Raw genomic sequence first — 22,312 nt, 5'->3', positions numbered from 1 at the left:
CGCCACTGACGCCGAGGCCGCCCCGGGCCCCGCCCGGGGCAGACTGCAGCGGAGCTGTGACCGAGCCCGGGCTTCAGAAGGCGGGCCGCTCCGGATCCAGCGCCGCCAGGCCGTCCGCGGGGGACGACGCCTCGGCGAAGTGCCGCCGGGGGATGCGCCCGGCCCGGTGCGCGAGGCGGCCCGCCTCCACGCCGTGCCGCATGGCCTCCGCCATGAGCACCGGCTCCCGCGCCCGCGTCACCGCCGAGGCGAGCATCACCCCGGCACACCCCAGCTCCATGGCGAGCGCCACGTCCGACGCGGTCCCCGCGCCCGCGTCCAGGACCACCGGCACGCGCGCGTGCTCCACGATGAGCTGGAAGTTGTGCGGGTTGCGGATGCCGAGCCCGGAGCCGATGGGGGAGCCGAGCGGCATGACGGCCGCACAGCCGACGTCCTCCAGCTTCCGGGCGAGCACGGGGTCGTCGTTGGTGTACGGAAGGACGGTGAAGCCGTCGTCGACGAGGGTCTCCGCGGCGTCGAGCAGTTCCACGGGGTCGGGCAGGAGCGTGCGCTCGTCGGCGATCACCTCCAGCTTCACCAGGTCCGTGCCGAGCGCCTCGCGGGCCAGGCGGGCGGTGAGGACGGCCTCGCCCGCGGTGAAGCAGCCCGCCGTGTTGGGCAGGACGCGGATGCCGAGCCGCTCAAGGACGGAGAGGACCGAGCCGTGCGTGCCCGGGTCGACGCGCCGCATCGCGACGGTGGTGAGCTCCGTCCCCGAGGCCACCAGGGAGCGCTCGAGGACGTCGAGGCTCGGCGCTCCGCCCGTGCCCATGATCAGCCGGGACGACAGGGTGAGGCCGCCGATGACGAGAGGGTCGTCCGCCATGGTCGTCAGCCTCCCTGGACGGCGGTGAGGACTTCGACGCGGTCGCCGTCCCGGAGCGCGGTGGTGGCCCACTGCGCGCGTGGGACGACGGTTTCGTTGAGCGCGGCGGCGACGCCGGACGGCGCGGCGGTCAGCTCGGCGACGACGGCGTCGAGCGTGGTGCCCGCGGCGACGTCACGTGCCGCGCCGTTGACCGAGATGGCGGAGACGGCGGGGGGCGTGGTCATACGGAAAGCTCCGAGAGGTTCCTGGGCGTCGGGTGCGCCGAAGCCGAAGGGGTGGGGTGTGCCGAAGAGGCGGGGTGCGCGGCGAAGCGCAGCGGCGTGAAGGGCCGGGCCTCGGCGGGCAGTTCGCCGGTGGTCAGGGCGTGGGCCATGACGTCGCCCGTGACGGGGGTCAGGAGCACGCCGTTGCGGTAGTGGCCGGTGGCCAGGTGCAGGCCGGGCAGCGCGGTCGGCCCGAGCAGCGGCGCGTTGTCGGGCGAGCCGGGACGCAGCCCGGCCCTGGTCTCGGTGAGCGGCAGCTCCGTGATGCCGGGCACCAGCTCGTGGGCGTCGCGCAGGAGTTCGTACACGCCGCCCGCCGTGACCGTCGTGTCCCAGCCGAGCTCCTCGCTGGTCGCGCCGACGACGAGCTCGCCGTTGACGCGCGGCACCAGGTAGACGTGGCTGCCGCGGACGACGGCCCGCACGGTGCGGCTGAGGAACGGCGCGTACCGCGGGGGCACGGTGAGCCGCAGGACCTGTCCCTTCACGGGCCGCACCGGCGGCACGACGTCCTCGGGGACCCCGGCGAGGCGGCCGCTGACGCTGCCCCCGGCGAGGACGGTCTGCCCGGCGTCGAGCGCGCCGCCGTCGGCGAGGACGACACCGGTGGCCCGGTCCCCTGCGACCGTCAGACGCTCGGCCCACGCGCGCGTGAAGGTCACTCCGGCGCGCTCGCACGCCACCAGGAGCGCCGCCGAGAGCCTGCGCGGGTCCACCTGGTGGTCGCCGTCGACGCGCAGCCCGCCGCGCACTCCAGGGGCGAGCATCGGCTCGAGGCGGCGGCACTCGCGGCCGTTCAGCCACTGCGAATCGAGGCCCGACCGCCGCTGGAGGGCGTGCAGTTCGCGCAGGTGGGCGCGGTCGTCGGCGTCGAGCGCGACGGCGAGCGTGCCGCAGGCGCGATAGCCGATGTCCGCGCCGGAGGCCTCCGTCAGCTCGGCCGCGAACTCCGGATAGCGGCGCGCGGAGGCCAGGTTCAGGCCCAGCAGCGTCTCCTCGCCGTAGTGCAGCTCGGTGACGGCGGCCAGCATGCCCGCCGCGACCTGCGCGGCGCCGCCGCCCGGCGCGGGGTCGACGACGGTGACGGAAAGGCCGCGCCGCGCGGCCCGCCAGGCCGTGACGAGGCCGATGACACCACCGCCGACGACGAGGACGTCGGCGGTGCGGGCAGCTGGTGCCTGGACAGCTGGTGCTTGGACCGCTGGTGTCCCGACGGATGGTGACGGGGTACGAGAATGCGGCGCGTCCGATGGTTTCGTATGGGAACGCATGGGCGTCCAGCCCCTCCCTTCGCCGGCATGACCCGGATCAGGTTCGTACGGTCGGAGGCCGTCCAGCCTCCCTCTCAGCCCGGTCGTCCGGGCTCCCGCGAGTGCTCTGCACCGGCCACCCTAGCCCGTCGTGTCCGGGTGCGGGGGGCCGTCCTACAGTTGACCGGGTGAGCGATCAGCGGAAGCAGGGGCAGGCGGAGCGGCGCGTCGTCATCGTCGGCGCGGGGATGGCCGGGGTGCAGACGGCCGTGGCGCTGCGGGAGCGGGGGTTCACCGGACCGGTGACGCTGATCGGCGCGGAGCCGCACCAGCCGTACGACAGGCCGCCGTTGTCCAAGGCCGTGCTGCTCGGCAAGGCGGAGGGCTCCGCCTTCGACATCGACTTCGAGGCGCTCGGCATCGAGCTCAGGCTGGGCGTCGAGGTCACCGGTGTGCGGCCCGCCGACCACGAACTTGACACGGCGGCGGGCCCGGTCGCGTACGAGAGCCTGGTCCTCGCGACCGGCGCCGAGCCGATGCGCCTGCCCGGCTCCGAGGGCGTTCCCGGGGTGCATCTGCTGCGCACGCTCGACGACGCCGAACGGCTGCGGCCCGTGCTCGCCGAGCAGCGTGACGTGGTCGTCGTCGGCGCGGGCTGGATCGGCGCCGAGTTCGCCACGGCCGCGCGGGACGCGGGCTGTGCCGTGACGGTCGTGGAGGCCGCCGGGGGCCCGCTGGCGGGGGCGCTGCCCGCGGAGGTCGCGGCTCCGATGGCGGCCTGGTACGCGGACGCGGGCGCCGTACTGCGCACCCACGCGCGCGTGGCGCGCGTCGAGCCCGGCGCGGTGTTCCTCGACGACGGCACGCGGCTGCCCGCGGGCGCCGTGGTCGTCGGCATCGGCGCGCGGCCCGCGACGTCCTGGCTCGCGGGCTCCGGCATCGAGCTCGGAGTCCACCGCGAGGTCGTGGCCGACGCGCGTCTGCGCGCCTCGGTGCCCGACGTGTACGCGGTCGGCGACTGCGCCTCCTTCCCGTCCGGGCGGTACGGCGAGCGCCTCCTCGTCCACCACTGGGACAACGCCGTCCAGGGGCCGCGCACGGTGGCCGCCGACATCGTCGGCGACGCGCCGGCCGCGTACGACCCCGTGCCGTACTTCTGGTCGGAGCAGTTCGGCCGCTTCGTCCAGTACGCGGGCCAGCACGCGGCCGCCGACGAGCTGGTCTGGCGCGGCGATCCCGCGACCCCCTCGTGGTCGGTGTGCTGGCTCCGTGACGGCGCCCTGGTCGCCCTGTTGGCGGTAGGCCGCCCCCGCGACCTGGCACAGGCCCGCAAGCTGATCGAATCGGCCACCGCCATGGACGCCGCCCTGCTGGCCGACCCCGCGACCCCGGTCAAGAAGGCGACCCGCGCCTAGGGGCCCGCTGGCGGATCCCCGCGGCGCCCGCCCGGTCCCCAGGCGGAAGCACCACCCCCGGCTACCGGCCCCCGGCCGGAAATGGCACGCTTGATCTGTGACCGAGATTGACGCAAAGACCGATGCTCTCGTCCCCGCCTGGCTGCACCTCCCCGACATCGCAGAGATGCTCGACATCGAGGTGACACGCGTGCGGCAGCTGGTCAAGGAGGGCCAGCTGATCGCCGTGCGCCGAGGCGAGAACAGGACGCTTCAGGTTCCGGCGGCCTTCATCGACGGCGACAAAGTCGTCAAGGGCCTGGCCGGAACGCTGACGCTCCTGCGGGACGACGGTTTCACCGACGAAGAGGCCCTTGAGTGGCTCTTCACCCCCGACCCGAGCCTGCCCGGGACTCCCGCGCAGGCCCTGAGCGAGAATCGCGGCACGGAGGTGAAGCGGCGCGCTCAGGCGCTCGCCGTCTGACCTGACCACCACTTGGCGTACGGGCCCGGGCACCCGCCCGGCCCGTACGCCACCGACACCCGGGGGGAACGTTCCATGGCCACCGAAACGGCGGGCGGCTCCGCACGCGCTCGGCTCGCGGACGCGCGGCTCTATCTGTGCGTGGACGCGCGCAAGCGCCAGGGCGACCTGCCGGAGTTCCTGGACGCCGTCCTCGCGGGCGGCGTCGACATCGTGCAGCTGCGCGACAAGGGCATGGAGGCGGCCGAGGAGCTGGAGCACCTCCAGGTCTTCGCCGACGCCTGCCGCCGCCACGACAAGCTCCTCGCCGTGAACGACCGCGCGGACGTCGCCCACGCCATCGGCTCGGACGTGCTGCACCTGGGCCAGGGCGACCTGCCGGTGCCCGCGGCCCGCGCTGTCCTGGGCCAGGACGTCCTCGTCGGCCGCTCCACCCACTCCGAGGCGGAGGCCGCCGCGGCGGCTGCGCAGGAGGGCGTGGACTACTTCTGCACGGGCCCGTGCTGGCCCACCCCCACCAAGCCGGGCAGGCACGCCCCGGGCCTTGACCTGGTCCGGTACACCGCCGCGCTCGGCACGGACCGCCCCTGGTTCGCCATCGGCGGCATCGACGCGGGCAACCTGGACGAGGTGCTCGCGGCGGGCGCCCGCCGGGTGGTCGTCGTCCGCGCGATCACGGCGGCGGACGACCCCGGCGCCGCCGCGGCGGCCTTCGCGAAGCGGCTGCGCGCGGCCTGAGCACACCCGTCCGTCGCGCCGGGATGTACGTACATCTGTCTGATCAACAGCCCGGAAGTGTCCGAGGGGTGGACAGCGGGCTGACTAAATGGACATATTGCCTACGTCTGGTTGGGCGACCGGCCAGGCCTGGCTAACCTGCCGGTATGGCCCTAGGCACTGCTTCGACCAGGACGGATCGCGCACGCACGGTGCGTGACATGCTCGCGACCGGTAAGACCACGTATTCGTTCGAGTTCTCGGCGCCGAAGACCCCGAAGGGCGAGCGGAGCCTGTGGAAATCGCTCCGCAGGGTCGAGGCCGTCGCCCCGAGCTTCGTCTCCGTGACGTACGGGGCGGGCGGCTCCACGCGCGCGGGCACGGTGAAGGAGACCCAGCAGATCGTCGCCGACTCGACGCTGACGCCGGTCGCCCACCTCACCGCCGTCGACCACTCGGTGGCCCAGCTGCGCAACATCATCGGGCAGTACGCCGACGCCGGGATCCGGAACATGCTCGCGCTGCGCGGCGACCCGCCCGGCGACCCGATGGGTGAGTGGATCAAGCACCCCGAGGGGCTCACGTACGCCGCCGAGCTGGTCCAGCTCATCAAGGAGTCGGGCGACTTCTGCGTGGGCGTCGCCGCCTTCCCCGCGATGCACCCGCGCTCCCGCGACTGGGACACGGACGTACGGCACTTCGTCGACAAGTGCCGCGCGGGCGCCGACTACGCGATCACGCAGATGTTCTTCCACCCCGAGGAATACCTGCGGCTGCGCGACCGGGTCGGCGCCGCGGGCTGCGAGACGCCGATCATCCCCGAGATCATGCCGGTCACCAACGTGCGCCAGCTGGAGCGGCTGCCGCAGCTCAGCAACGCCGACTTCCCGCCCGCCCTCAAAGAGCGGATCCTCGCGGCGCGGGAGGATCCGGCCGCTGTACGCTCCATTGGGATCGAGTTCGCGACGGAGTTCTGCGCGCGGCTCCTCGCCGAGGGCGTGCCGGGGCTGCACTTCATCACGCTGAACAACTCCACGGCGACGCTGGAGATCTACGAGAATCTGGGCCTGCACCACCCGCAGGCCTGACCGGTCGTACCCCGCACGGCTGCGACCGTTGGGGAGAGGGGCGTACATGGGCTTGACGGTCCTCTACTTCGCGTTCGGCGTGGTCGCTCTGTGGCTGCTCGGCGAGGTGCTGCTGCAGTACAAGGCGCGGCTCCGCTGGCGGCTGCTCGCGTTCGGGGGCTTCCTGGGCGTGGTCGTCGGCGTGATGCTTTCGGCGGTGTGGGTGATCGCGGCGGGCGCCATCGCCTTCGCGGTCGGACAGACGTATGTGACGCTGTCGTTCCGCCGCGGCTTCTCCACGGGCTGGTCGATCGGCGGCAAGCCCGGCGCGAGCAAGCGCCGCAAGGCGGGCGCCGCCGCCCCGCGCCCGACGCTCGAGGTCTCTGGCCTGGAGTACGACGATGGGGCCGGGGCCGCGCCGGGCGCGTCCGCGCCCGACGACCTGGACGCCACGGCCATGATGGAGGTCCAGTCCTCCGAGCCGTTCCCGGGCGACCAGGACGCTTCGGAGGGCCGGGGGGTCTACGCACCGGAGCCCATGCCCGACGACACCGGGCAGTACGGCGTGTACGCCGACGCCCCCCAGGCCCCGCCCGCCACGAGCGACGGCTATGCCTTCGACACCTACGCCGCGCAGGCCCCGCAGGGCCAGCAGGACCCCCTGCACTTCGCGTACGGCGAGACGGGCGAGCAGCGGTACGCGGCCTACTCCGACCCGTACATCGGCCCGCAGACGTACGGCGCCCAGCCGAGCTACGACGCCTACGGCGACCAGCCCGCGTACGCCCCCTACGGCACCGACGGCTACGGCGGGGGCTACCAGGACACCCCGCCCGGCGGCGTGTGGGTCCCGCACCAGCGCACCGGCGAGTCCGCGCCCGGCGCCTACGGCGCGGAGCCGCTGCCCGAGCAGCCCCCCTATCCGCCGTTCCCGGACGCCGGGCCCGAGCGGGAGCCGGGGAACGCGTTCGGCTACGAGCCCGGGTACAACGGCGAGCAGCAGTACCGGTACTGATCCCTCGCCTAGAGGCGGCGGGCCGCGGCTCACTGGGAGCCGCGGAACTCCGGCCCCTCGACGATCAGCCCGGCGACCATCGTCCCGGACATGCCCGCGTGCGGCAGGCCGCCGCCCGGGTGCGACCAGCCGCCGACCGCGAACAGGCCGCTGACCGCCGTGCTGTTCGCCGCGTGCAGCCAGCGTCCGGCCGCCGCCGCGAGGGCGGGTGCGGGGACCGCGCCGCCGTCGGCGCCGGTGGCCTCCGCGATGTCGGCGGGCGTGCGGGCCTCGTGCCAGAGGAGGCGGTCGCGCAGACCGGGGAGCACGGCCTCGGCACGGTCGATCAGCCGCCGCACGTCCGCGTCCGTGACGGCGGCGGTGCCTGTGTTGTCTGTGCTGGTCGCGGTGCCCGTGCCGCTGGTCGTCGCCGGGACCGTGGCGGTCAGCGTCACCGCCTCGTGGTCCGCGTCCGGTGTGGCCGTCGGGTCGTCCGGGCGCAGGATCGTGAGCGTCGGGGCGGCGGGCACGCCGGGGTGGGGGCCGAAGACCCGGCCGAGCTCGTCCGCGCGGTCGGGCGTGTGCAGCACCGTGCGGTGCGGTGTGCCCTCCGGGCGGGCGCCGCGCAGGGCGAGCAGCACGGTGAGGCGGCTGGGCATGACGGCCTGGGCGGGGACCTCGCCCGGGGCCCGCACGTCCTCGCCGGGCAGCAGGCGGTCGAGCGCGCCGGGCGCGACCCCCGCCACCACGAAGTCGGCGTCCACCACGGTCCCGTCCGCCAGCTCCACGCCCGCCGCGTGACCGTCCTTGACCACCACGCGCGTGACCGCGGAACCGAAGACGAACTCGACCCGGCGGGCCAGGCACCGTTCGTACACCGCCGTCGCGAGCGCGCGCAGGCCGCCGCGCACGGACCAGGTGCCGAAGGTCTGCTCCAGATACGGCAGGACGGCCGCGCTGGCCGGGGCCGTCCTCGGGTCCAGGCCGTGGGCGAGGGCGTGGTGCTCCAGGAGCGCGCACAGCCGGGGCTCGCCGTCCAGCTCGAAGGCGCCGATCTCGGCGAGCGTGGCCGCGCGCCGCTCCCGGCGCAGCAGGCGGCGCTGGGCGACCGAGGGATAGGGCTCGCGCTCGGCGAGCACCTGCCAGTTGGGCCACAGCGGCTCTTCGAGGAGGGGGCGGCGGGTGCGGTCCCAGGCCTCCCGCGCGCGGTTCATGAACGCCGCCCAGCGTCCGCCCGCACCGGCGCCGAGCGCCTCGTCCAGCGCCTCGCCGACGCCCGCGCGCGAGGCGTTCGGCAGGTCGACGGACGTGCCGTCGGCGAAGACGTGGCGGACGGCGGGCTCGACCTGGGACAGCTCGACGCAGTCCTCCAGGGGCTGCTTGCCGGTCTTCACGAACAGGTCGCGGTAGACCGCGGGCAGGTGCAGCAGGGCCGGGCCCGTGTCGAAGGCGAAGCCGTCGCGCTCCACGCGGCCGAGCGCACCGCCGAACGTCCGCGCGCGCTCGTGCACCACCACCCGGTGGCCCGCCACGGCCAGCCGGGCGGCGGCCGTCATGGCGCCCATCCCGGCGCCGATCACCACAATCCGTGCCATGCCAGGGACTTTATCCGCCGCCACTGACAACGCCGACGGCCACCCTCGGCGCCCGCCGGGCCGGTGGCCTCAGGCGGCCTCAGGCGGCCTCTGGCGGCCTCAGTCCGGTGGCCGCCCGGCCGCCGCGGCGAGGCGCCGCTCCTCGCGGCGCTGCGCCCTGCGCCGCAGGAACCGGCGGATCCGGGACGCGAGGAACAGCAGCAGCACGAGGCCGATCAGCAGCAGCACGCCCGCGATGACGGCCGCGGCCTCCGGGTGGAACATCGCGAAGCTGACCACGCCGCCGACGCCGAGGTCCTCGGCGAGGCTCACGAGGGCGTTGCTGAACGGCTCCGGCGAGGTGTTGACCGCCATCCGCGTCCCGGCCTTGACGGCGTGGCTGGCCAGGGCCGTGGAGCCGCCGATGGCGCCCGCCGCGACATCGGAGAGGGATCCGCTCTGCCCGGCGAGCAGCGCCCCCACCCAGGCCCCGGAGAGGGGCCGTACGACGGTGTGCACGGTGTCCCACAGCGAGTCGACGTACGGGATCTTGTCGGCGACGGCCTCGCAGGCGAAGAGCACCCCGGCGGCGATCAGCACCCCCGGGCTCTGCAGCGACTCGGGCACGTCGTCGGAGACCCCCGTGGCGCCGAACACGCCGAGCAGCAGGACCACCGCGTAGGCGTTGATCCCGCTGGCCCAGCCGCTGGTGAAGACCAGGGGAAGTACGGACACGGACGTGATCGTAACCAGTAGGCCGCGTTCCGGCCCGCGCGTGAGTGCCCTGGTCTGAGTATCCGTACCTAGTGTCGGAGATGAGTACGCGCGCGGATGGGGCCAGGACCGCGTGGACGGGAGAGTGATGACACGGAGAAGGGCGCGGCACCGGCACCGCCGACACGGGGCGGCGGAACGGGCGGCGTCCTTGGCCGCTGCTCCCGCCCCGGCGGGAGTGCACAACGGGGGCGACCGGGGGAAGGACCACGGGGGTCGCACGGGGGAACAGGGAGCGCCGGTCCGGTGCGTCCGTCCAAGCGGGCGCGCCGGACCGGCGCTGTCGCGTCGTGGCGCCGCGGGCGAACGCGAGCCGGGGAAGCGTACGAACGGGTGACGCGCCGGGCTGGTCAGCCTCCTCCGCTCACCCGCCCCTGGAGCAGCCGGGACAGCGCCGAGTGCACGTCGTCCAGGGAGCGCTCCGGCTGGAAGGACTGCCAGTCGAGCGCGGCCACCAGGACCATGCCGACGAGCGCGGCGGCCGTCAGGGGGACGTCGATCTCCTCGCTCAGCTCGCCGTTGTCGACGCCCGCGCGCAGGACGTCCTCGACGACGGCGACGGCCTGCTGCCGGACGACCATCAACGTGGACTGCCAGGCGCGGTTCGTGCGCCACAGCTCGGCGACGTACAACTGGGTGAAGGCCGGATAGCGGTCGATGAACACGAGGCCCGCGCGGATCATCGCGTCCAGCGCGTCCACCTTTCTGCCGCCCTGGAGGGCGGCCTCCTCGGCCGCGGTCTTCAGGGAGGCGGTGAGCAGCCCGACGCCGTGCCGCAGCAGCTCTTCGAAGAGGACGGATTTGCTGGCGAAGTTGTAGTAGACCGTGCCTTTCGCGACTCCCGCCCGTTCGGCGATCTCGTCAACTGTCGTGGCGGAGAAACCCTGTTCCGCGATGAGGGTGACGGCTGCCTCGTAGAGCTTCTGCCGGGTGGCCTCGCGGCGCGTGCTGCTCGCGCTGCTTGCGCTTCGTTCCATGGGAGTGATTTTCACAGGTTTCGATCCGTTCACAGGCTCAGCTCCGGATGCAGCCGGTCCAGAGTCCACACCTGCTTGCGGCGCGCGGAGACAGCGGTCAGCGCGAGGGCGCCCGCGGTGAAGCACGCCAGGACCGCGCACGCCTGCCAGACGGGCCCGAGCCCCCCGCCCGTGATGAGCCTCCTGAGGGCGTCGACGACGTAACTCATCGGCAAGTAGGGGTGGATCGCGCGGAAGAAGCCGGGGCTCGTCTGCACGGGGTACGTGCCGCCCGCCGACGTCAGCTGGAGCATCAGGACGGCGAGGACGAGGATGCGCCCGGCCGCTCCGAAGCGCGCGTTCAGCCACTGCACGATGGCCGCGAAGCAGGCCGTGACCAGGGTCAGGAAGCCGACGGTCCCGGCCGCCCGCGTCATCTGGAGGCCAAGGCCCCAGTGCAGCACGGACATCAGGGCCGCGACTTGCAGCACCCCCAGGGCGGCGACCGGCAGCCAGCCCGCGAGCGCGACGCGCCAGGCGGAGGCGCCCGCGGCGAGCGCGCGCCGGTTGAGCGGCTGGATCAGCATGTACGCCACCATCGCGCCGACCCACAGGGACAGCGGGATGAAGTACGGGGCGAAGCCGGTGCCGTAGTTGGGCGCCTTGTGCAGCGCCTGGGAGGCGAGCTGCACCGGGTCAGCCATGACGTCGGTGCGCTGGTCGCGGTCCTTCTTGCCGTAGTCGGGGATCTTCTTCACGCCGTCGTGCAGTCCGCCCGCCAACTCCTGGGAGCCGTCGGCCAGTGTGAACATGCCGCCGTTGAGGTCGGTGGCGCCCGTCTTCAGCCTGCCGACGCCCGTGTCCAGGTCCGCGGCGCCGGTCTTGGCCGTGCCGAGGCCCGTGCGCAGCTTCTTGGCGCCCTTGGCGACGTCTGAGGCGCCCTTGTCGAGCGCGTTGACGTCCCTGACGGTCTTCTCCAGGTTCTCGTCCAGGCGCGGGGCGCGGTCGGCGAGGCCCTGTGCCTTCTTCTGGAGGGTGGCGAGGCTGGTGTCGAGGCTCTTCAGGTCGCTGTTCTGGTCCTTGACGAGGGTGTCCACGTCCGTGGCGATGGCCGAGACGTCAGCCGCGACCTCCTTGGCCTTCCTCAGCTTCGGGCACCAGGAGGCGGTGTCCGGGAGCCCCTGGCACTGCTCTTCGTAGAGGCCGTTCAGGGCGGCCGACGCCTCCTTGGCGTCCGTGGCCGCCTTGGGGGACTTCTCGACGAGGGTCTTCAGGTTGTGCCGTACGGCCCGCGAGGAGTCGGCGACGAGCTGCGCGCTGTCGCCGAGGACCTTGCCGTTGTCCTTCAGGTACGGCCGCACCTTGGCGGCGTCGCCGTTGACGCGGTCGGCCAGCGTCCGCGTGCCGTTTGCGACGCGGCGCGAGCCGTCCTCCAGGTCGCCCGCGCCGGTGTGCAGCTTCTTGACGCCGGAGGCGAGGTCCCCGCTGCCGTCCTTGGCGCTCTTCAGGCCGTCGAGGAGGTCCTTGGAGCCCTTCTTCGCCTTCCCGATGCCGCCTTCGAGCCGGTCGGCGCCCTTGGCGGCCTTCGCGGTCGCCCCGTGGATGTCGGAGAACGAGATGAAGATCTTGTCGAGGAAGCCGCGCGAGGCCTTCGTGGACGCCGCCGTGCGCACCTCGGAGAAGACCGTGCGCGAGATCTGCCCGACGATGTAGTTGTTCGCGTCGTTCGTGCGGACCTGGAGGGCACCGGTCTCCGGGGAGTCGCCCGAGCTCGACGCGACGCGCTCGCTGAAGTCGGACGGCATCGTCAGCGACAGGTAGTACGTGCCGTCCTCGACGCCCTCGCGGGCCTTCGCTGCGCTCACCTCGCGCCAGTCGAAGGTCTTGCTGTCCCGCAGCTTCTCGACGATGCCGTCACCGGCCGCGAGCTTCTCGCCGCCGACCGTGGCGCCCTTGTCGTCGTTCACGAGGGCCACGGGAATCCGGTCGAGGCGGCCGTAGGGGTCCCAGAACGAGCACAGGTACAGCGCGCCGTACAGCAGCGGCAGCAGCAGGAGCGCGACGAGCGCCGCGCGCGGGAGCCTGCCCCTGCCGAAGCGCTTCAGCTCAAGCGCGGCGAGCTTCGGGGAACGCATCCGCCGTCTCCTTGTCGTTGATGGAGCCCGTGGAGCCCGTGGAGCCTGTGGAGCCCGTGGAGTCGGTTGTGCCGGTGGACCCGGTGGACCCGGTGGACCCGGTGGACCCGGTGGGTCCGGTGGGTCCGGTGGGTCCGGTGGGTCCGGTGGGTCCGGTGGAGACGACGACCGCGCCCTCGGGGGCCTCGCTGCACACGGCCACGACGGTCGTGCCGCTCGCGGCGACGGACCGCAGCAGGTCCCAGACGGCCCCTCGCTCCGCGTCCGAGAGCTTGAGGTCGGTGTCGTCGACGCCGAGCAGCCGCGGCCGCCCGATCAGGGCGAGGGCCACCGAAAGGCGCAGCGCGTCGAGGCGCTCCAGGTCGCGCACGGCGGTCCGCGAGCCCTTGGGCAGCGCGCCGACGTCGAGCCCCGCCGCCCGCAGCGCCACGTCGATCCGCAGCCGGGACGCGGCCGCCCGCTCGGCCCGCGGCCGCAGCAGCGCGCGCAGCGAGCCCTCGAAGCGCCGCTCCAGGAGCGCCCGTTCCCGCAGGTGCTCGGCGACGGTCAGCGCGGGGTCGAGGTCGTTGACGCCGGGCACGGGGCCGAGCGCGCTGATCCGGCGGACCGCGGCGAGCCGCTCGGGCAGCCGGTGGCCGCCCACCGACGCCGTGCCCGCCGTGGGCCGCATGCGCCCGGTGAGCGCGAGCAGCAGGCTGGTGCGGCCGGACCCCGACGGGCCCTCGACGGCGATGAGCGCACCGGGCTCCGCCGTGACGCCGACGCCGCGGAACGCCCAGCCGCGCGGTCCCTTGAGCCCGAAGTCCGCCGCGCTGACGGCGGCGCCGTGCGGACCGTCCACGGTCCCCCTCGCCTTCCACTCGTCCACTCGCCCACTCCGTCCACTCCGGCTCCGTGGCCACGCGTGCCCGTGTCCGAAGTTTTTGAACTGACTGGTCAGTTCAAAAGGTAGCCCGAACCCCTCACCGAGGCAAAGGAGCTGGTCAGGGCCGATTGTCAGTGGCGTACCCCACGATGGGCACATACGGCCACAGTGCCGTCACACAGACGACAGGAGGTTCGTCATGGCCCGTTCTCACGCGGCGGCCGCCGCATCCCGGCGCCGTGCCGCAGGCCCTGCCCCCTCACTGACCGGCCCCGCGAGCGACGTGCACCCCGTCCTGCGCCGGGCCACGGCCCCGCCCGCCGCCCTCGAACTCCTCGCCCAGGCCCGCGCCGGACTCGACGAGGCCGCCCGCCTGGACCCTCCGAACGAGCGCTACGCCACGGCCCACCTGGCCGCCCTGCGCACCGCGGCCGCCGTCCTCGCCGCCCGCGGCCGCCCCGACCCCGCTCCCCGGCGCAGGCAGCGCATCCGCAGCGCCTGGGAGGTCCTGCCCGAGATAGCCCCCGAGCTGACCGAGTGGAGCGCCCTGTTCGCCTCCGGGGCCGCCCGCAGGGCCCGCGCCGAGGCGGGCATCCAGGGCGCGGCCAGCGCCCGTGACGCCGACGACCTGCTGCGTGCCGCGGCCATGTTCCTGCGCCTGGTCGAGCGCATGCTCGCCCTCCAGCCGGTGCTGCCGCAGGCCAGAAGGGAGTCGCCGGACGCGGCGGGCTGACGCGAGCGGCGCCCGGGGCGTCCGGGGCGCCCGCGAGAAGGGGTGCCGGGGCACGGCGCCGGAGGCAATAGGGTGGGGATCGCCCGCACCGAACAGCCCGCCGTCACCCAGGCGGAGCCGCGCCGAGGAGTCAACTGCCGTGTCGGACCCGATGCGCCCGCCCGCCTCCCCCCACCAGCCTCACCCGGCGTCGCTGCGCTCCGACCCCCCGCGCCCGCGCGCTTCGCTGCGTACCGCCGTGGTCTGGGAGGTCCTCAAGGACGCCCTCGACCGCCGGGTCAAGGCCACGGGGCAGGAGCAGGGCGCCGCGCGCACCTCCCTCGACGTGCTCGACACCGGCGGCGGCAGCGGGAACTTCGCGGTCCCCGTGGCCCGCCTCGGCCACCGCGTCACGGTCGTCGACCCCAGCCCGAACGCGCTGTTCGCGCTGGAGCGCCGCGCCGCCGAAGCGGGCGTGGCCGACCGTGTGCACGGCGTCCAGGGCGATGTGCACGGCCTCTTCGACGTCGTCGAGCGCGGCGGCTACGACGCCGTGCTGTGCCACGGCGTCCTGGAGTACGTGGACGACCCAGCCGAAGGCGTCCGCAACGCCGTCGGCGCGCTGCGCCCCTCCGGCGTCCTGAGCGTGCTCGCGGCGGGCCTCGGCGGCGCCGTCCTCGCCAGGGCCCTCGCCGGGCACTTCACCGAGGCCCGCCGGGCGCTCGGCGACCCGGCGGGGCGCTGGGGCGAGGGCGACCCCGTGCCGCGCCGCTTCACCGCGGAGCAGCTCGCCGATCTTGTCCAGGGCGCGGGCCTGAGCGTCGGCGCCGTGCACGGCGTGCGGGTCTTCGCCGACCTCGTCCCCGGCGTCCTGGTCGACACCGAGCCGGGCGCCCTGGAGGCGCTCCTGAAGCTGGAGGCCGCGGCCGCGGAGCTGCCCGCCTTCCACTCGGTCGCCACCCAGCTGCACGTGCTCGGCGAGACGCCCGGGAGCGGCGAGTCCTGAGCGGCCCGAGCGCCCAGCCGTCCTGGGACTCCTGTGACGCCTGGGGCCATGCCGCTGATCAGCGACGCAGCGGCACATGGAGTACGCCACAGGCCCCCCGAACGGGCTACGGGCGCCGTATGATCGAGGGACACCGTCCGGCATGACGGACCGGCCGCTGGGGAATGCAGGCTTCAGCGAGCCGGAGCGACCTGACGGTCCGGTTTGGCGAAGTTGGCGCAGAGGGGCGGGTTTCACGGGGGCGATTCCCTGCCTATCCTGAAGGGGACCCCCGGTCGCCCCGGCGACTGCACGATGAGGAGGACTCCGTGCCGCTCTCGGAGCACGAGCAGCGCATGCTCGAGCAAATGGAGCGAGCGCTGTACGCCGAAGATCCCAAGTTCGCGACAGCGCTTGAGGGAAGCGGGCTGCGTACGTACACCCGGAAGCGGGTCTACCAAGCGGTCGCGGGCTTCCTGGTGGGCATCGCCCTCCTCATGGCCGGAATGGTCGCCCAGCTGATCTGGGTGAGCGTGGTGGGATTCCTCGTCATGCTGGGGTGTGCCGTGCTCGCCGTCACTGGTTGGCGCAAGGCGCCCAAGCCGGGCGAACAGGCCCCCAGCGCGGCCCCCGCACCCGGCGCCCCGCAGGGCCGACGGCATCATCAGCCCAGGCAGCGACGTTCCATGATGGACCGCATCGAGCAGCGCTGGCAGCGCCGCAGGGACGAGCAGCAAGGCGGCCAGTAGCTCCCTTCGGGGACCTCGCGTCACGCCGCTGACTTCTCTCGTCCTGCCCTCTGCCGTGTTCTCAGCGGTCTCAGTTTTCTAGGCTTTCTAGGCGTTACAGGCGTTCTCGGCCCGGCCGCGCACCGCGCGGCCGGGCCGTTGTCATGCCGCCACCGCCACCGCCACCGCCGCACCGGAGCCGGGGCCGGGCTGAAACCGGCAGGTTCTAGCCTGTCCGGCGCTTGAGGACGAGGCGCGAAGCGCCACTATCGGGGGCGGCCGCTCCCGCCAGCCGCCAGCGGCCCCCGTACCACCCACGACGTTTGCTCACTCGTATGCATCCGCACATGATCCAGCGCCAGGGCGAGCCCGGAAACGCCCGGAGGGGTGGCCGCCCACCGGCGGTCACCCCTCCTCACGGCACCCGCGGAACCCGCGGAACGCCGGGCCTCAGCCCTCCTGCCGCGCCGCCGGACGCGTCGGCCAGCGCCTGGCCACCCGCTCCCGCACGCGCGAGCGCAGCGCCGCCCACCGGTCCGACGCCGCCCACATCACCCGGGCGGCCGAACGCGGAGCGAGCGTCGCCCGCAGCCGGGCCCCGCGGCTCGCGGAGGCGCGCAGCCCCTGCCGCACCCGGCGCACCTCGTCGGGCAGTCCCGCGTCGGGCCGGGGCCGTGGCGCGTACAGCACCTGCTCCACCGCCGCCGCCAGTCGGTGCACGGCCTCCGCGGAGCCCCGGTCGAGCTTGCCGACGCGCACGATGCGGGCCGCGGCCTTCCGGGGCGTCTGGGACTCGTCCGGCGGGATGCCGTGGTCCCAGGCGGTGTCCGTGACCTCGAGCCACGCGGCCAGCGTCCGCGTCGCCGCGTCCGCCTCCGTGCGGCCGCCGACGCCGAGGCGCACCGCCCGCGCACGGCTCCGCCACAGCAGCGGCAGCAACGGCAGCGCCAGGACGGCGAGGCCCGCCAGGGATCCGCCGACGATCATCCCGACCGGCGGCCCCCCGTCGTCGGAACCGGTCGCGAGCGGCGGCAGCGCGCTGCCGCAGCCGCCCTGCTGGACCTGGTCGCGCGGGCACTCCGAGGACTGCGAGGGCGCCGCGGACGGCTCCGAGGACGTGGAAGGAGCGGGCGCCGCCGGGTCCTCCGCGTCGTCGGTCGGGCTCTGGTCCCGCGCGTAGTCCGGCACCGTGCCACGACTGGGTGTCGGCTCGAAGCGGGTCCAGCCCACGCCCTCGAAGTACAGCTCCGGCCAGGCGTGCGCGTCCCGCAGGCCCACCGACATCGTGCCGTTGGCCTGCGCGGAGCCCGGAGTGAAGCCCACCGCGACCCGCGCCGGAATGCCAAGGGTGCGCGCCATCGACGCCATCGCGAAGGAGAAGTGGACGCAGAAGCCCTCCTTCTGGTCCAGGAAGCGCGCGATCGCCGACGGGCCGCTGCCCGCGCGGACCTGCGTGTTGTACGTGAAGCCGCCGTCGGACGCGAACCAGTCCTGGATCTTCACCGCCCGCTCGTAGTCGTTCGCCGCGCCTGCGGTGACCTTGCGGGCCGTCTCCGCCACCACCGACGGCAGCTCGTCCGGCACCTTGGTGAACTCCCGGGCGAGATCGGGCGGCGGCGGGGGAGCCGCGGCCAGCTGCTCGGCCGTGGGCTCCACGATCAGGCTGCCCACGGAGTACTGCACGCCGCGCGTGGTCTGCCCGCGGTCGCCGACGACGGCGCGCCCCACGGGCTCGTACCGCCAGCGGCCCTCGATGCGCACCTGGCTCACCGGATACGGCATCGGCAGCCAGTTCTGCGCGTAGCCGTCCGCCGCCGAGATGTTCGTCTGGACCTCCGTCCTGCGGACGGTGGGGGACAGGCCCTGCGGATTCGGCAGCCGCGCGGGCACGTCCTCGATGTCCCGGACGGTCGTCTTCCAGGTCGTCCCGTCGAACTTGTCGAGCGACACGATCCGCAGATACATGCCCTGGACGTTCTTCGCGTTCGTGCGGTACGAGATGACCTCGCGGTCCTCCGGCTGGTTCAGGCTGTCCTGGAGCGCGACCAGCGGATTCACCGCGGAGATCGTGCCCCCGCCGCCCCGGCCGCCGCCCCCCGGACCGTTCGTGCCGTCCAGCAGGCCGCCGTCAAGGGCGGGCAGGCCGAGCGGCACCACGAGCGCGACCCCCAGGGCGACGGCGCCGATGCGGCGGCCCGTGCGCACGGGCGCGGTCACGCCGCCCTCGCCGTCCAGGCCGCTGGAGATCCGCGCGGGCGGCCGGGCCGCCCCGCCGAAGACCCGCCCCCACTGCGAGAGCCGGTCCCGGCCCTCCGCGAGGAGCAGCAGCAGATAGCCGGCGGCCGCGAGGAGGAACCACAGCCACCCGGCGCCGTCCTCGGACAGGCCCGCCGCGACCGAGTACAGGGCGAGCAGCGGCAGCCCCGCGGGCGCCGCCGTGCGGAACGTCACCGCGAGCGCGTCCACCGCGAGCCCCACCACCAGGACGCCGCCGACCAGCATCAGGCGGATGCCGTCGGTGAGCGGCGCCGGAATCGCGTACCGCCCCACGTCGTCGCCGCCCGTCTCCAGGAGCAGGCTGAAGTGCCGGAACACCTCAGGCCCCGGGATCACCCCGGCGAGCGCCTGCTCCCGGGCGAACACCAGCGTCAGGAGCAGCAGGGTGACCAGGGCCTGCGCGGCCACGGTCAGCGGCCGGGCGAGCGGCACCCGCCGGGCCAGGGCGCCCACGCCGCTCTGCAGCGCCAGCAGGACCGCCGCCTGCACCAGCCAGGCCGACTTGTCGACCAGCGGCAGCATCGAGCCCGACGCCATCAGCGTCGCGGCGGCCGCGCACAGCGCCAGCCTCGTACGCCCACTCATGTCCGACCCCCCGTGCCCCGCTCGTCCCGCACGCCCCCCATGCCCCTCATGCCCAACCCTCTGATCCCCCGGAGCCCCCGGCTGTCACTCCCGACACCGCTCCCACGCCCGTGCGCAGGTGGTCCGCCTGCCGCCACAGGTCGACGAGCGGCACCCCGGGAGGCACCCCGACCGCCGTCCAGCCCGCCTCGTTCAGCAGCCGCAGACACCGCTCGGCCGGTGGCGACGGCGGTGTGCCGGGACCCTGCCGCCAGGAGTGGCTGTCCAGGACGAAGGCGACCGCCGCGCCGCCGCGCTGCCGCATCTTGGCGACCACGGTGGCCTGCTCCTCGTCCAGATCGCCGAGGAACGCCACCAGCAGCCCCTCGTTGCCGCCGCGCAGCACGTCGTACGCGTGCGAGAGACCCGCGCCCTCCGAGTGGTCGATCACGGCGAGTGTGTCCATGAGGAGCCCGGCCGAGTCCGCCGACTCCTGGCTCACACCCGCGAACCCGTCGCCGCCCTCGCCGGGCAGCGAGCTGCCCGTGTCCGTCAACAGGCGTACGGAGAAGCCCCGCTCGAGCATGTGCACCAGCGCGGACGCCGTGCCCGACACCGCCCACTCGAAGGGCGAGTCCGGGCCCGTGCCCTGATAGGCCACCGCCCGGGTGTCGAGCAGGACCGTGCAGCGCGAGCGCTGCGGCTGCTCCTCGCGGCGCACCATCAGCTCGCCGTAGCGCGCGGTGGAGCGCCAGTGGACGCGGCGCAGGTCGTCGCCGTAGCGGTACCCGCGCGGGATCACGTCGTCCTCGCCCGCGAGCGCGAGCGACCGGTGCCGCCCGTCGCCGTACCCCTTGGCCTCCCCGGTGAGCCGCACCGGCGGCAGCGCCTCCACGCGCGGGATCACCGTCAGCGTGTCGTACGTGGAGAAGGAGCGGGTCAGCTCGCACATCCCGAACGGGTCGGTCAGGCGCAGCTGGAGCGGGCCGAGCGGATAGCGGCCGCGCAGGTCGGAGCGGACGCGGTAGGAGACCTCGCGGCGGCCGCCCGCCTCCACCCGGTCGAGCACGAACCGCGGCCGCGGCCCGAGCACGTACGGCACCCGGTCCTGGAGCATCAGCAGGCCCGTGGGCAGCCGTGAGACGTTCTCCATCCGCAGGTGCACGCGCGCCTCCGCCCCCGCGGGCACGCGCGCGGGGGACAGCCTGCGGCTGCCCGCCACCCGGTAGCGCGTGCGGTAGAGGACGAAGGAGCACACCAGCGGAAGCACCGCGAGCAGCAGCCCGACCCGCAGCAGATCGCCCTGGCCGAGCACATAGGCGCAGATGGCGGCGGCGATGCCGGCGGCGAAGAAGGAGCGCCCCCGGGTGGTGAGACCGGCGAGCGCGGTGCGCAGGCCGCCCCCGGGGGTCCCGTTGTCGTCCGCCCGCGACGACGGCAAGACCCCGGCGGCCATCACAGCCTCCGGGCGCCGGGCGGCTGCTGGCCGAAGAACCCTCCGCCGGGCTGCTGGGCCGCGGGGACCGGCGTGCGCTGCAGGATCTCCAGGACGACCGACTCGGCCGTGCGGCGGTTCAACTGGGCCTGGGCGGTGGGCAGCAGCCGGTGCGCGAGGACGGCGACAGCCAGCGCCTGCACGTCGTCCGGAAGGGCGAAGTCACGGCCGCTGAGGGCCGCCGACGCCTTCGCGGCGCGCAGCAGGTGCAGCGTCGCGCGCGGGGACGCGCCGAGTCTCAGGTCCGGGTGGTTGCGGGTGGCGCCGACCAGGTCGACCGCGTACCTGCGGACGGCTTCGGAGACGTGCACCGTGCGGACCGCGTCGATCAGCTTCACGATGTCGTGCGCGTGCGCCACCGGCTGGAGGTCGTCGAGCGGGGACGCCCCGCCGTGCACGTCCAGCATCTGCAGCTCGGCCTCCGGGCCCGGATAGCCGATGGACACGCGCGCCATGAAGCGGTCGCGCTGCGCCTCGGGCAGCGGGTAGGTGCCCTCCATCTCGACCGGGTTCTGGGTGGCCACCACCATGAACGGGCTGGGCAGTTCGTACGTCTGCCCGTCGATGGTGACCTGGCGCTCCTCCATGGACTCCAGGAGCGCGGACTGCGTCTTCGGGGACGCGCGGTTGATCTCGTCGCCGATCACGATCTGCGCGAAGATCGCCCCCGGCTTGAACTCGAAGTCACGGCGCTGCTGGTCCCAGATGGACACGCCGGTGATGTCCGACGGCAGCAGGTCGGGCGTGAACTGGATACGCCGCACCGAGCAGTCGATGGACCGCGCCAGCGCCTTGGCGAGCATGGTCTTGCCCACGCCCGGAACATCCTCGATGAGCAGGTGCCCCTCCGCGAGGAGCACGGTCAGCGAAAGCCGTACGACCTCCGGCTTGCCCTCGATCACACCCTCGACCGACTGGCGGACACGCTCCGCAGTCGTGGTCAGATCCGTGAGGCTCGCTCGATCGTCATAGGTCGTCACCCGGCCCTCCTCGGCCCTTCCCCCCGCGCTCGCCAAGGAGCAGGGGATACCTCTGTCCCGGTTCCCCGGGTTCCCTAGGTTTCCCCGGCCCGACGCTCGCACGCGGACCGGCCCACCCCGAAACACGGACACCACGCGTGAAAGGTTCAGCGTGATGCCACACACGCATTCTTGTTGGGCTTACCGGTTCGTGTCACTCGCCTGTGGATAACTGGCGGTGTTATGTCGGATCTTGCGGTATTTCGGGTACCGGAAATTGTCCGGTACCCGGTACCCAGCGGTCACACACTGTCGATTCGGTCACGCGCTGCCGCCGCGTACCCGCGCGATGGCGGTGACAGCGGCGACAGCGGTGGCATCGGCCTCAGGCCGGGTCGATCTCGCGCAGCAGGCCCGTCTGTACGTCGAACACGAAGCCGCGCACGTCGTCGGCGTGCAGCAGGAACGGGGAGGTCCGCACCCGCTGCATGGACTGCCGCACGTCCTGGTCGACGTCGCGGAAGGACTCCACCGCCCACGTCGGGCGCTGCCCGACCTCGTTCTCCAGGTCCTGCCGGAACTCCTCGGTGAGGGACTCCAGGCCGCAGCCGGTGTGGTGGATGAGGACCACGCTGCGGGTGCCGAGCGCCCGCTGGCTGATGGTCAGCGAGCGGATCACGTCGTCGGTCACCACGCCGCCCGCGTTGCGGATCGTGTGGCAGTCGCCGAGCTGGAGGCCGAGCGCGGCGTGCAGGTCGAGACGGGCGTCCATGCAGGCGACGACGGCGACGCGCAGCACCGGGCGGGCGTCCATGCCGGGGTCGGTGAACCCGGCCGCGTATCCGGCGTTCGCGTCGACCAGGCGGTCGGTGACCGTACCGCCCTCACGGACACCGCCGGGTATGGCGCCTTCGGACTCGGCGGGAAGGGATGCGGAAGTCGTCATGACTATGACGGTAGTGGTGACAGGGGGTGAAGGCCCGTTGTGAGAGGGGACAAAGAACGTCATTGGGCTTTGTTGTGAGGTAACCCACAGGGGTGCGCGCGACGCCGCCGAACGGGTGAGAGCGCGCCGGATCACGGACCCCCTTCCGGCCGGGCCGCGCCGCGCAGGCCGGTTGATTGACCGCGAGACACGGTGGACTAAAGTGACGCGAAGCGGGAGAGGAGAGCTGCTCCCTGCTGTATATCCAACGATCCGGACCCGTCCCGGATCCCCCACGCGCACGGCGCGTACGTACGGCTCGG

At 73.8% G+C, this 22,312-nt stretch carries 20 protein-coding genes and 1 riboswitch; of the genes, 8 read left to right on the top strand and 12 right to left on the bottom strand.

The window, feature by feature from the left end; translation table 11 throughout:
- Positions 1 to 73 precede the first annotated feature (73 nt).
- The 3 genes from AC07A4_RS34540 to thiO form a co-directional block, all read right to left on the bottom strand.
- Positions 74 to 868, bottom strand: coding sequence for a thiazole synthase (locus AC07A4_RS34540; RefSeq protein WP_478606562.1), 795 nt, complete (start codon positions 866 to 868; stop codon positions 74 to 76).
- A gap of 5 nt (positions 869 to 873) precedes the next feature.
- Positions 874 to 1,095: a sulfur carrier protein ThiS gene (gene thiS, locus AC07A4_RS34535; protein ID WP_478606560.1), complete on the bottom strand. Its 222-nt coding sequence runs from the start codon at positions 1,093 to 1,095 to the stop codon at positions 874 to 876.
- Positions 1,092 to 2,405, bottom strand: a complete 1,314-nt coding sequence (thiO, locus tag AC07A4_RS34530; protein ID WP_478606559.1) for a glycine oxidase ThiO — start codon at positions 2,403 to 2,405, stop codon at positions 1,092 to 1,094. The genes thiS and thiO overlap by 4 nt, the downstream gene beginning before the upstream one ends.
- A riboswitch (TPP riboswitch) is annotated at positions 2,403 to 2,514 on the bottom strand. It overlaps the preceding gene by 3 nt.
- A gap of 118 nt (positions 2,515 to 2,632) precedes the next feature.
- On the opposite strand from thiO, the gene AC07A4_RS34525 reads away from it, so the two are divergent.
- The 5 genes from AC07A4_RS34525 (at position 2,633) to AC07A4_RS34505 (ending at position 7,061) form a co-directional block, all read left to right on the top strand.
- Positions 2,633 to 3,799: an NAD(P)/FAD-dependent oxidoreductase gene (locus AC07A4_RS34525; protein WP_478606768.1), complete on the top strand. Its 1,167-nt coding sequence runs from the start codon at positions 2,633 to 2,635 to the stop codon at positions 3,797 to 3,799.
- 97 nt (positions 3,800 to 3,896) lie between these two features.
- On the top strand, positions 3,897 to 4,262 hold the full coding sequence (locus AC07A4_RS34520; protein WP_478606557.1) for an Rv2175c family DNA-binding protein: 366 nt from the start codon (positions 3,897 to 3,899) through the stop codon (positions 4,260 to 4,262).
- Between the two features lie 75 nt (positions 4,263 to 4,337).
- A complete protein-coding gene (gene thiE / locus AC07A4_RS34515; RefSeq protein ID WP_478606554.1) occupies positions 4,338 to 5,000 on the top strand; it encodes a thiamine phosphate synthase in 663 nt (220 codons plus the stop codon).
- A 146-nt stretch (positions 5,001 to 5,146) separates the two neighbouring features.
- Positions 5,147 to 6,067 (top strand): methylenetetrahydrofolate reductase [NAD(P)H], encoded by a 921-nt coding sequence (metF, locus tag AC07A4_RS34510; RefSeq protein ID WP_478606552.1) that lies wholly within the window; start codon positions 5,147 to 5,149, stop codon positions 6,065 to 6,067.
- 46 nt (positions 6,068 to 6,113) lie between these two features.
- Positions 6,114 to 7,061, top strand: a complete 948-nt coding sequence (locus tag AC07A4_RS34505; RefSeq protein WP_478606550.1) for a hypothetical protein — start codon at positions 6,114 to 6,116, stop codon at positions 7,059 to 7,061.
- A 29-nt stretch (positions 7,062 to 7,090) separates the two neighbouring features.
- Here AC07A4_RS34505 and AC07A4_RS34500 read toward each other — a convergent pair whose 3' ends face one another.
- From AC07A4_RS34500 to AC07A4_RS34480, 5 genes are all read right to left on the bottom strand, one after another.
- Entirely contained in the window at positions 7,091 to 8,635 is a 1,545-nt protein-coding gene (locus AC07A4_RS34500; RefSeq protein WP_478606548.1) for a phytoene desaturase family protein, read from the bottom strand.
- A 99-nt stretch (positions 8,636 to 8,734) separates the two neighbouring features.
- A complete protein-coding gene (locus tag AC07A4_RS34495) occupies positions 8,735 to 9,349 on the bottom strand; it encodes a DUF4126 domain-containing protein (RefSeq protein WP_478606546.1) in 615 nt (204 codons plus the stop codon).
- A 389-nt stretch (positions 9,350 to 9,738) separates the two neighbouring features.
- Positions 9,739 to 10,365, bottom strand: a complete 627-nt coding sequence (locus tag AC07A4_RS34490) for a TetR/AcrR family transcriptional regulator (RefSeq protein ID WP_478606543.1) — start codon at positions 10,363 to 10,365, stop codon at positions 9,739 to 9,741.
- 29 nt (positions 10,366 to 10,394) lie between these two features.
- The gene (locus AC07A4_RS34485; protein WP_478606541.1) at positions 10,395 to 12,479 is read right to left on the bottom strand and encodes a YhgE/Pip family protein; all 2,085 of its coding nucleotides are present in this window, start codon (positions 12,477 to 12,479) and stop codon (positions 10,395 to 10,397) included.
- Positions 12,451 to 13,320 carry an ATP-binding cassette domain-containing protein gene (locus AC07A4_RS34480; RefSeq protein ID WP_478606539.1) on the bottom strand — a complete coding sequence of 290 codons (870 nt, stop codon included), beginning with the start codon at positions 13,318 to 13,320 and terminating at the stop codon, positions 12,451 to 12,453. Before AC07A4_RS34480 ends, AC07A4_RS34485 begins: the two co-directional genes overlap by 29 nt.
- A gap of 223 nt (positions 13,321 to 13,543) precedes the next feature.
- Between AC07A4_RS34480 and AC07A4_RS34475 the strand changes: the two genes are divergently transcribed.
- The 3 genes from AC07A4_RS34475 (at position 13,544) to AC07A4_RS34465 (ending at position 15,790) form a co-directional block, all read left to right on the top strand.
- Complete coding sequence (locus tag AC07A4_RS34475; RefSeq protein ID WP_478606537.1) at positions 13,544 to 14,077, top strand: SAV_6107 family HEPN domain-containing protein; 534 nt, start codon at positions 13,544 to 13,546, stop codon at positions 14,075 to 14,077.
- Between the two features lie 139 nt (positions 14,078 to 14,216).
- Complete coding sequence (locus tag AC07A4_RS34470; protein ID WP_478606534.1) at positions 14,217 to 15,062, top strand: class I SAM-dependent methyltransferase; 846 nt, start codon at positions 14,217 to 14,219, stop codon at positions 15,060 to 15,062.
- A gap of 308 nt (positions 15,063 to 15,370) precedes the next feature.
- On the top strand, positions 15,371 to 15,790 hold the full coding sequence (locus tag AC07A4_RS34465; RefSeq protein WP_478606532.1) for a DUF3040 domain-containing protein: 420 nt from the start codon (positions 15,371 to 15,373) through the stop codon (positions 15,788 to 15,790).
- Positions 15,791 to 16,219: 429 nt separating this feature from the next.
- Here AC07A4_RS34465 and AC07A4_RS34460 read toward each other — a convergent pair whose 3' ends face one another.
- From AC07A4_RS34460 to AC07A4_RS34445, 4 genes are all read right to left on the bottom strand, one after another.
- On the bottom strand, positions 16,220 to 18,631 hold the full coding sequence (locus AC07A4_RS34460; protein ID WP_478606531.1) for a transglutaminase TgpA family protein: 2,412 nt from the start codon (positions 18,629 to 18,631) through the stop codon (positions 16,220 to 16,222).
- A 46-nt stretch (positions 18,632 to 18,677) separates the two neighbouring features.
- Positions 18,678 to 20,066 carry a DUF58 domain-containing protein gene (locus AC07A4_RS34455; protein ID WP_478606530.1) on the bottom strand — a complete coding sequence of 463 codons (1,389 nt, stop codon included), beginning with the start codon at positions 20,064 to 20,066 and terminating at the stop codon, positions 18,678 to 18,680.
- A complete protein-coding gene (locus AC07A4_RS34450) occupies positions 20,066 to 21,085 on the bottom strand; it encodes an AAA family ATPase (protein ID WP_478606528.1) in 1,020 nt (339 codons plus the stop codon). Before AC07A4_RS34450 ends, AC07A4_RS34455 begins: the two co-directional genes overlap by 1 nt.
- Positions 21,086 to 21,449: 364 nt before the next feature.
- A complete protein-coding gene (locus AC07A4_RS34445) occupies positions 21,450 to 22,073 on the bottom strand; it encodes a beta-class carbonic anhydrase (protein ID WP_478606526.1) in 624 nt (207 codons plus the stop codon).
- Positions 22,074 to 22,312: the final 239 nt, after the last annotated feature.

It is taken from the genome of Streptomyces sp. NPDC043996 (assembly GCF_056435225.1).
This window is presented reverse-complemented; position numbering and strand designations above follow the sequence as displayed.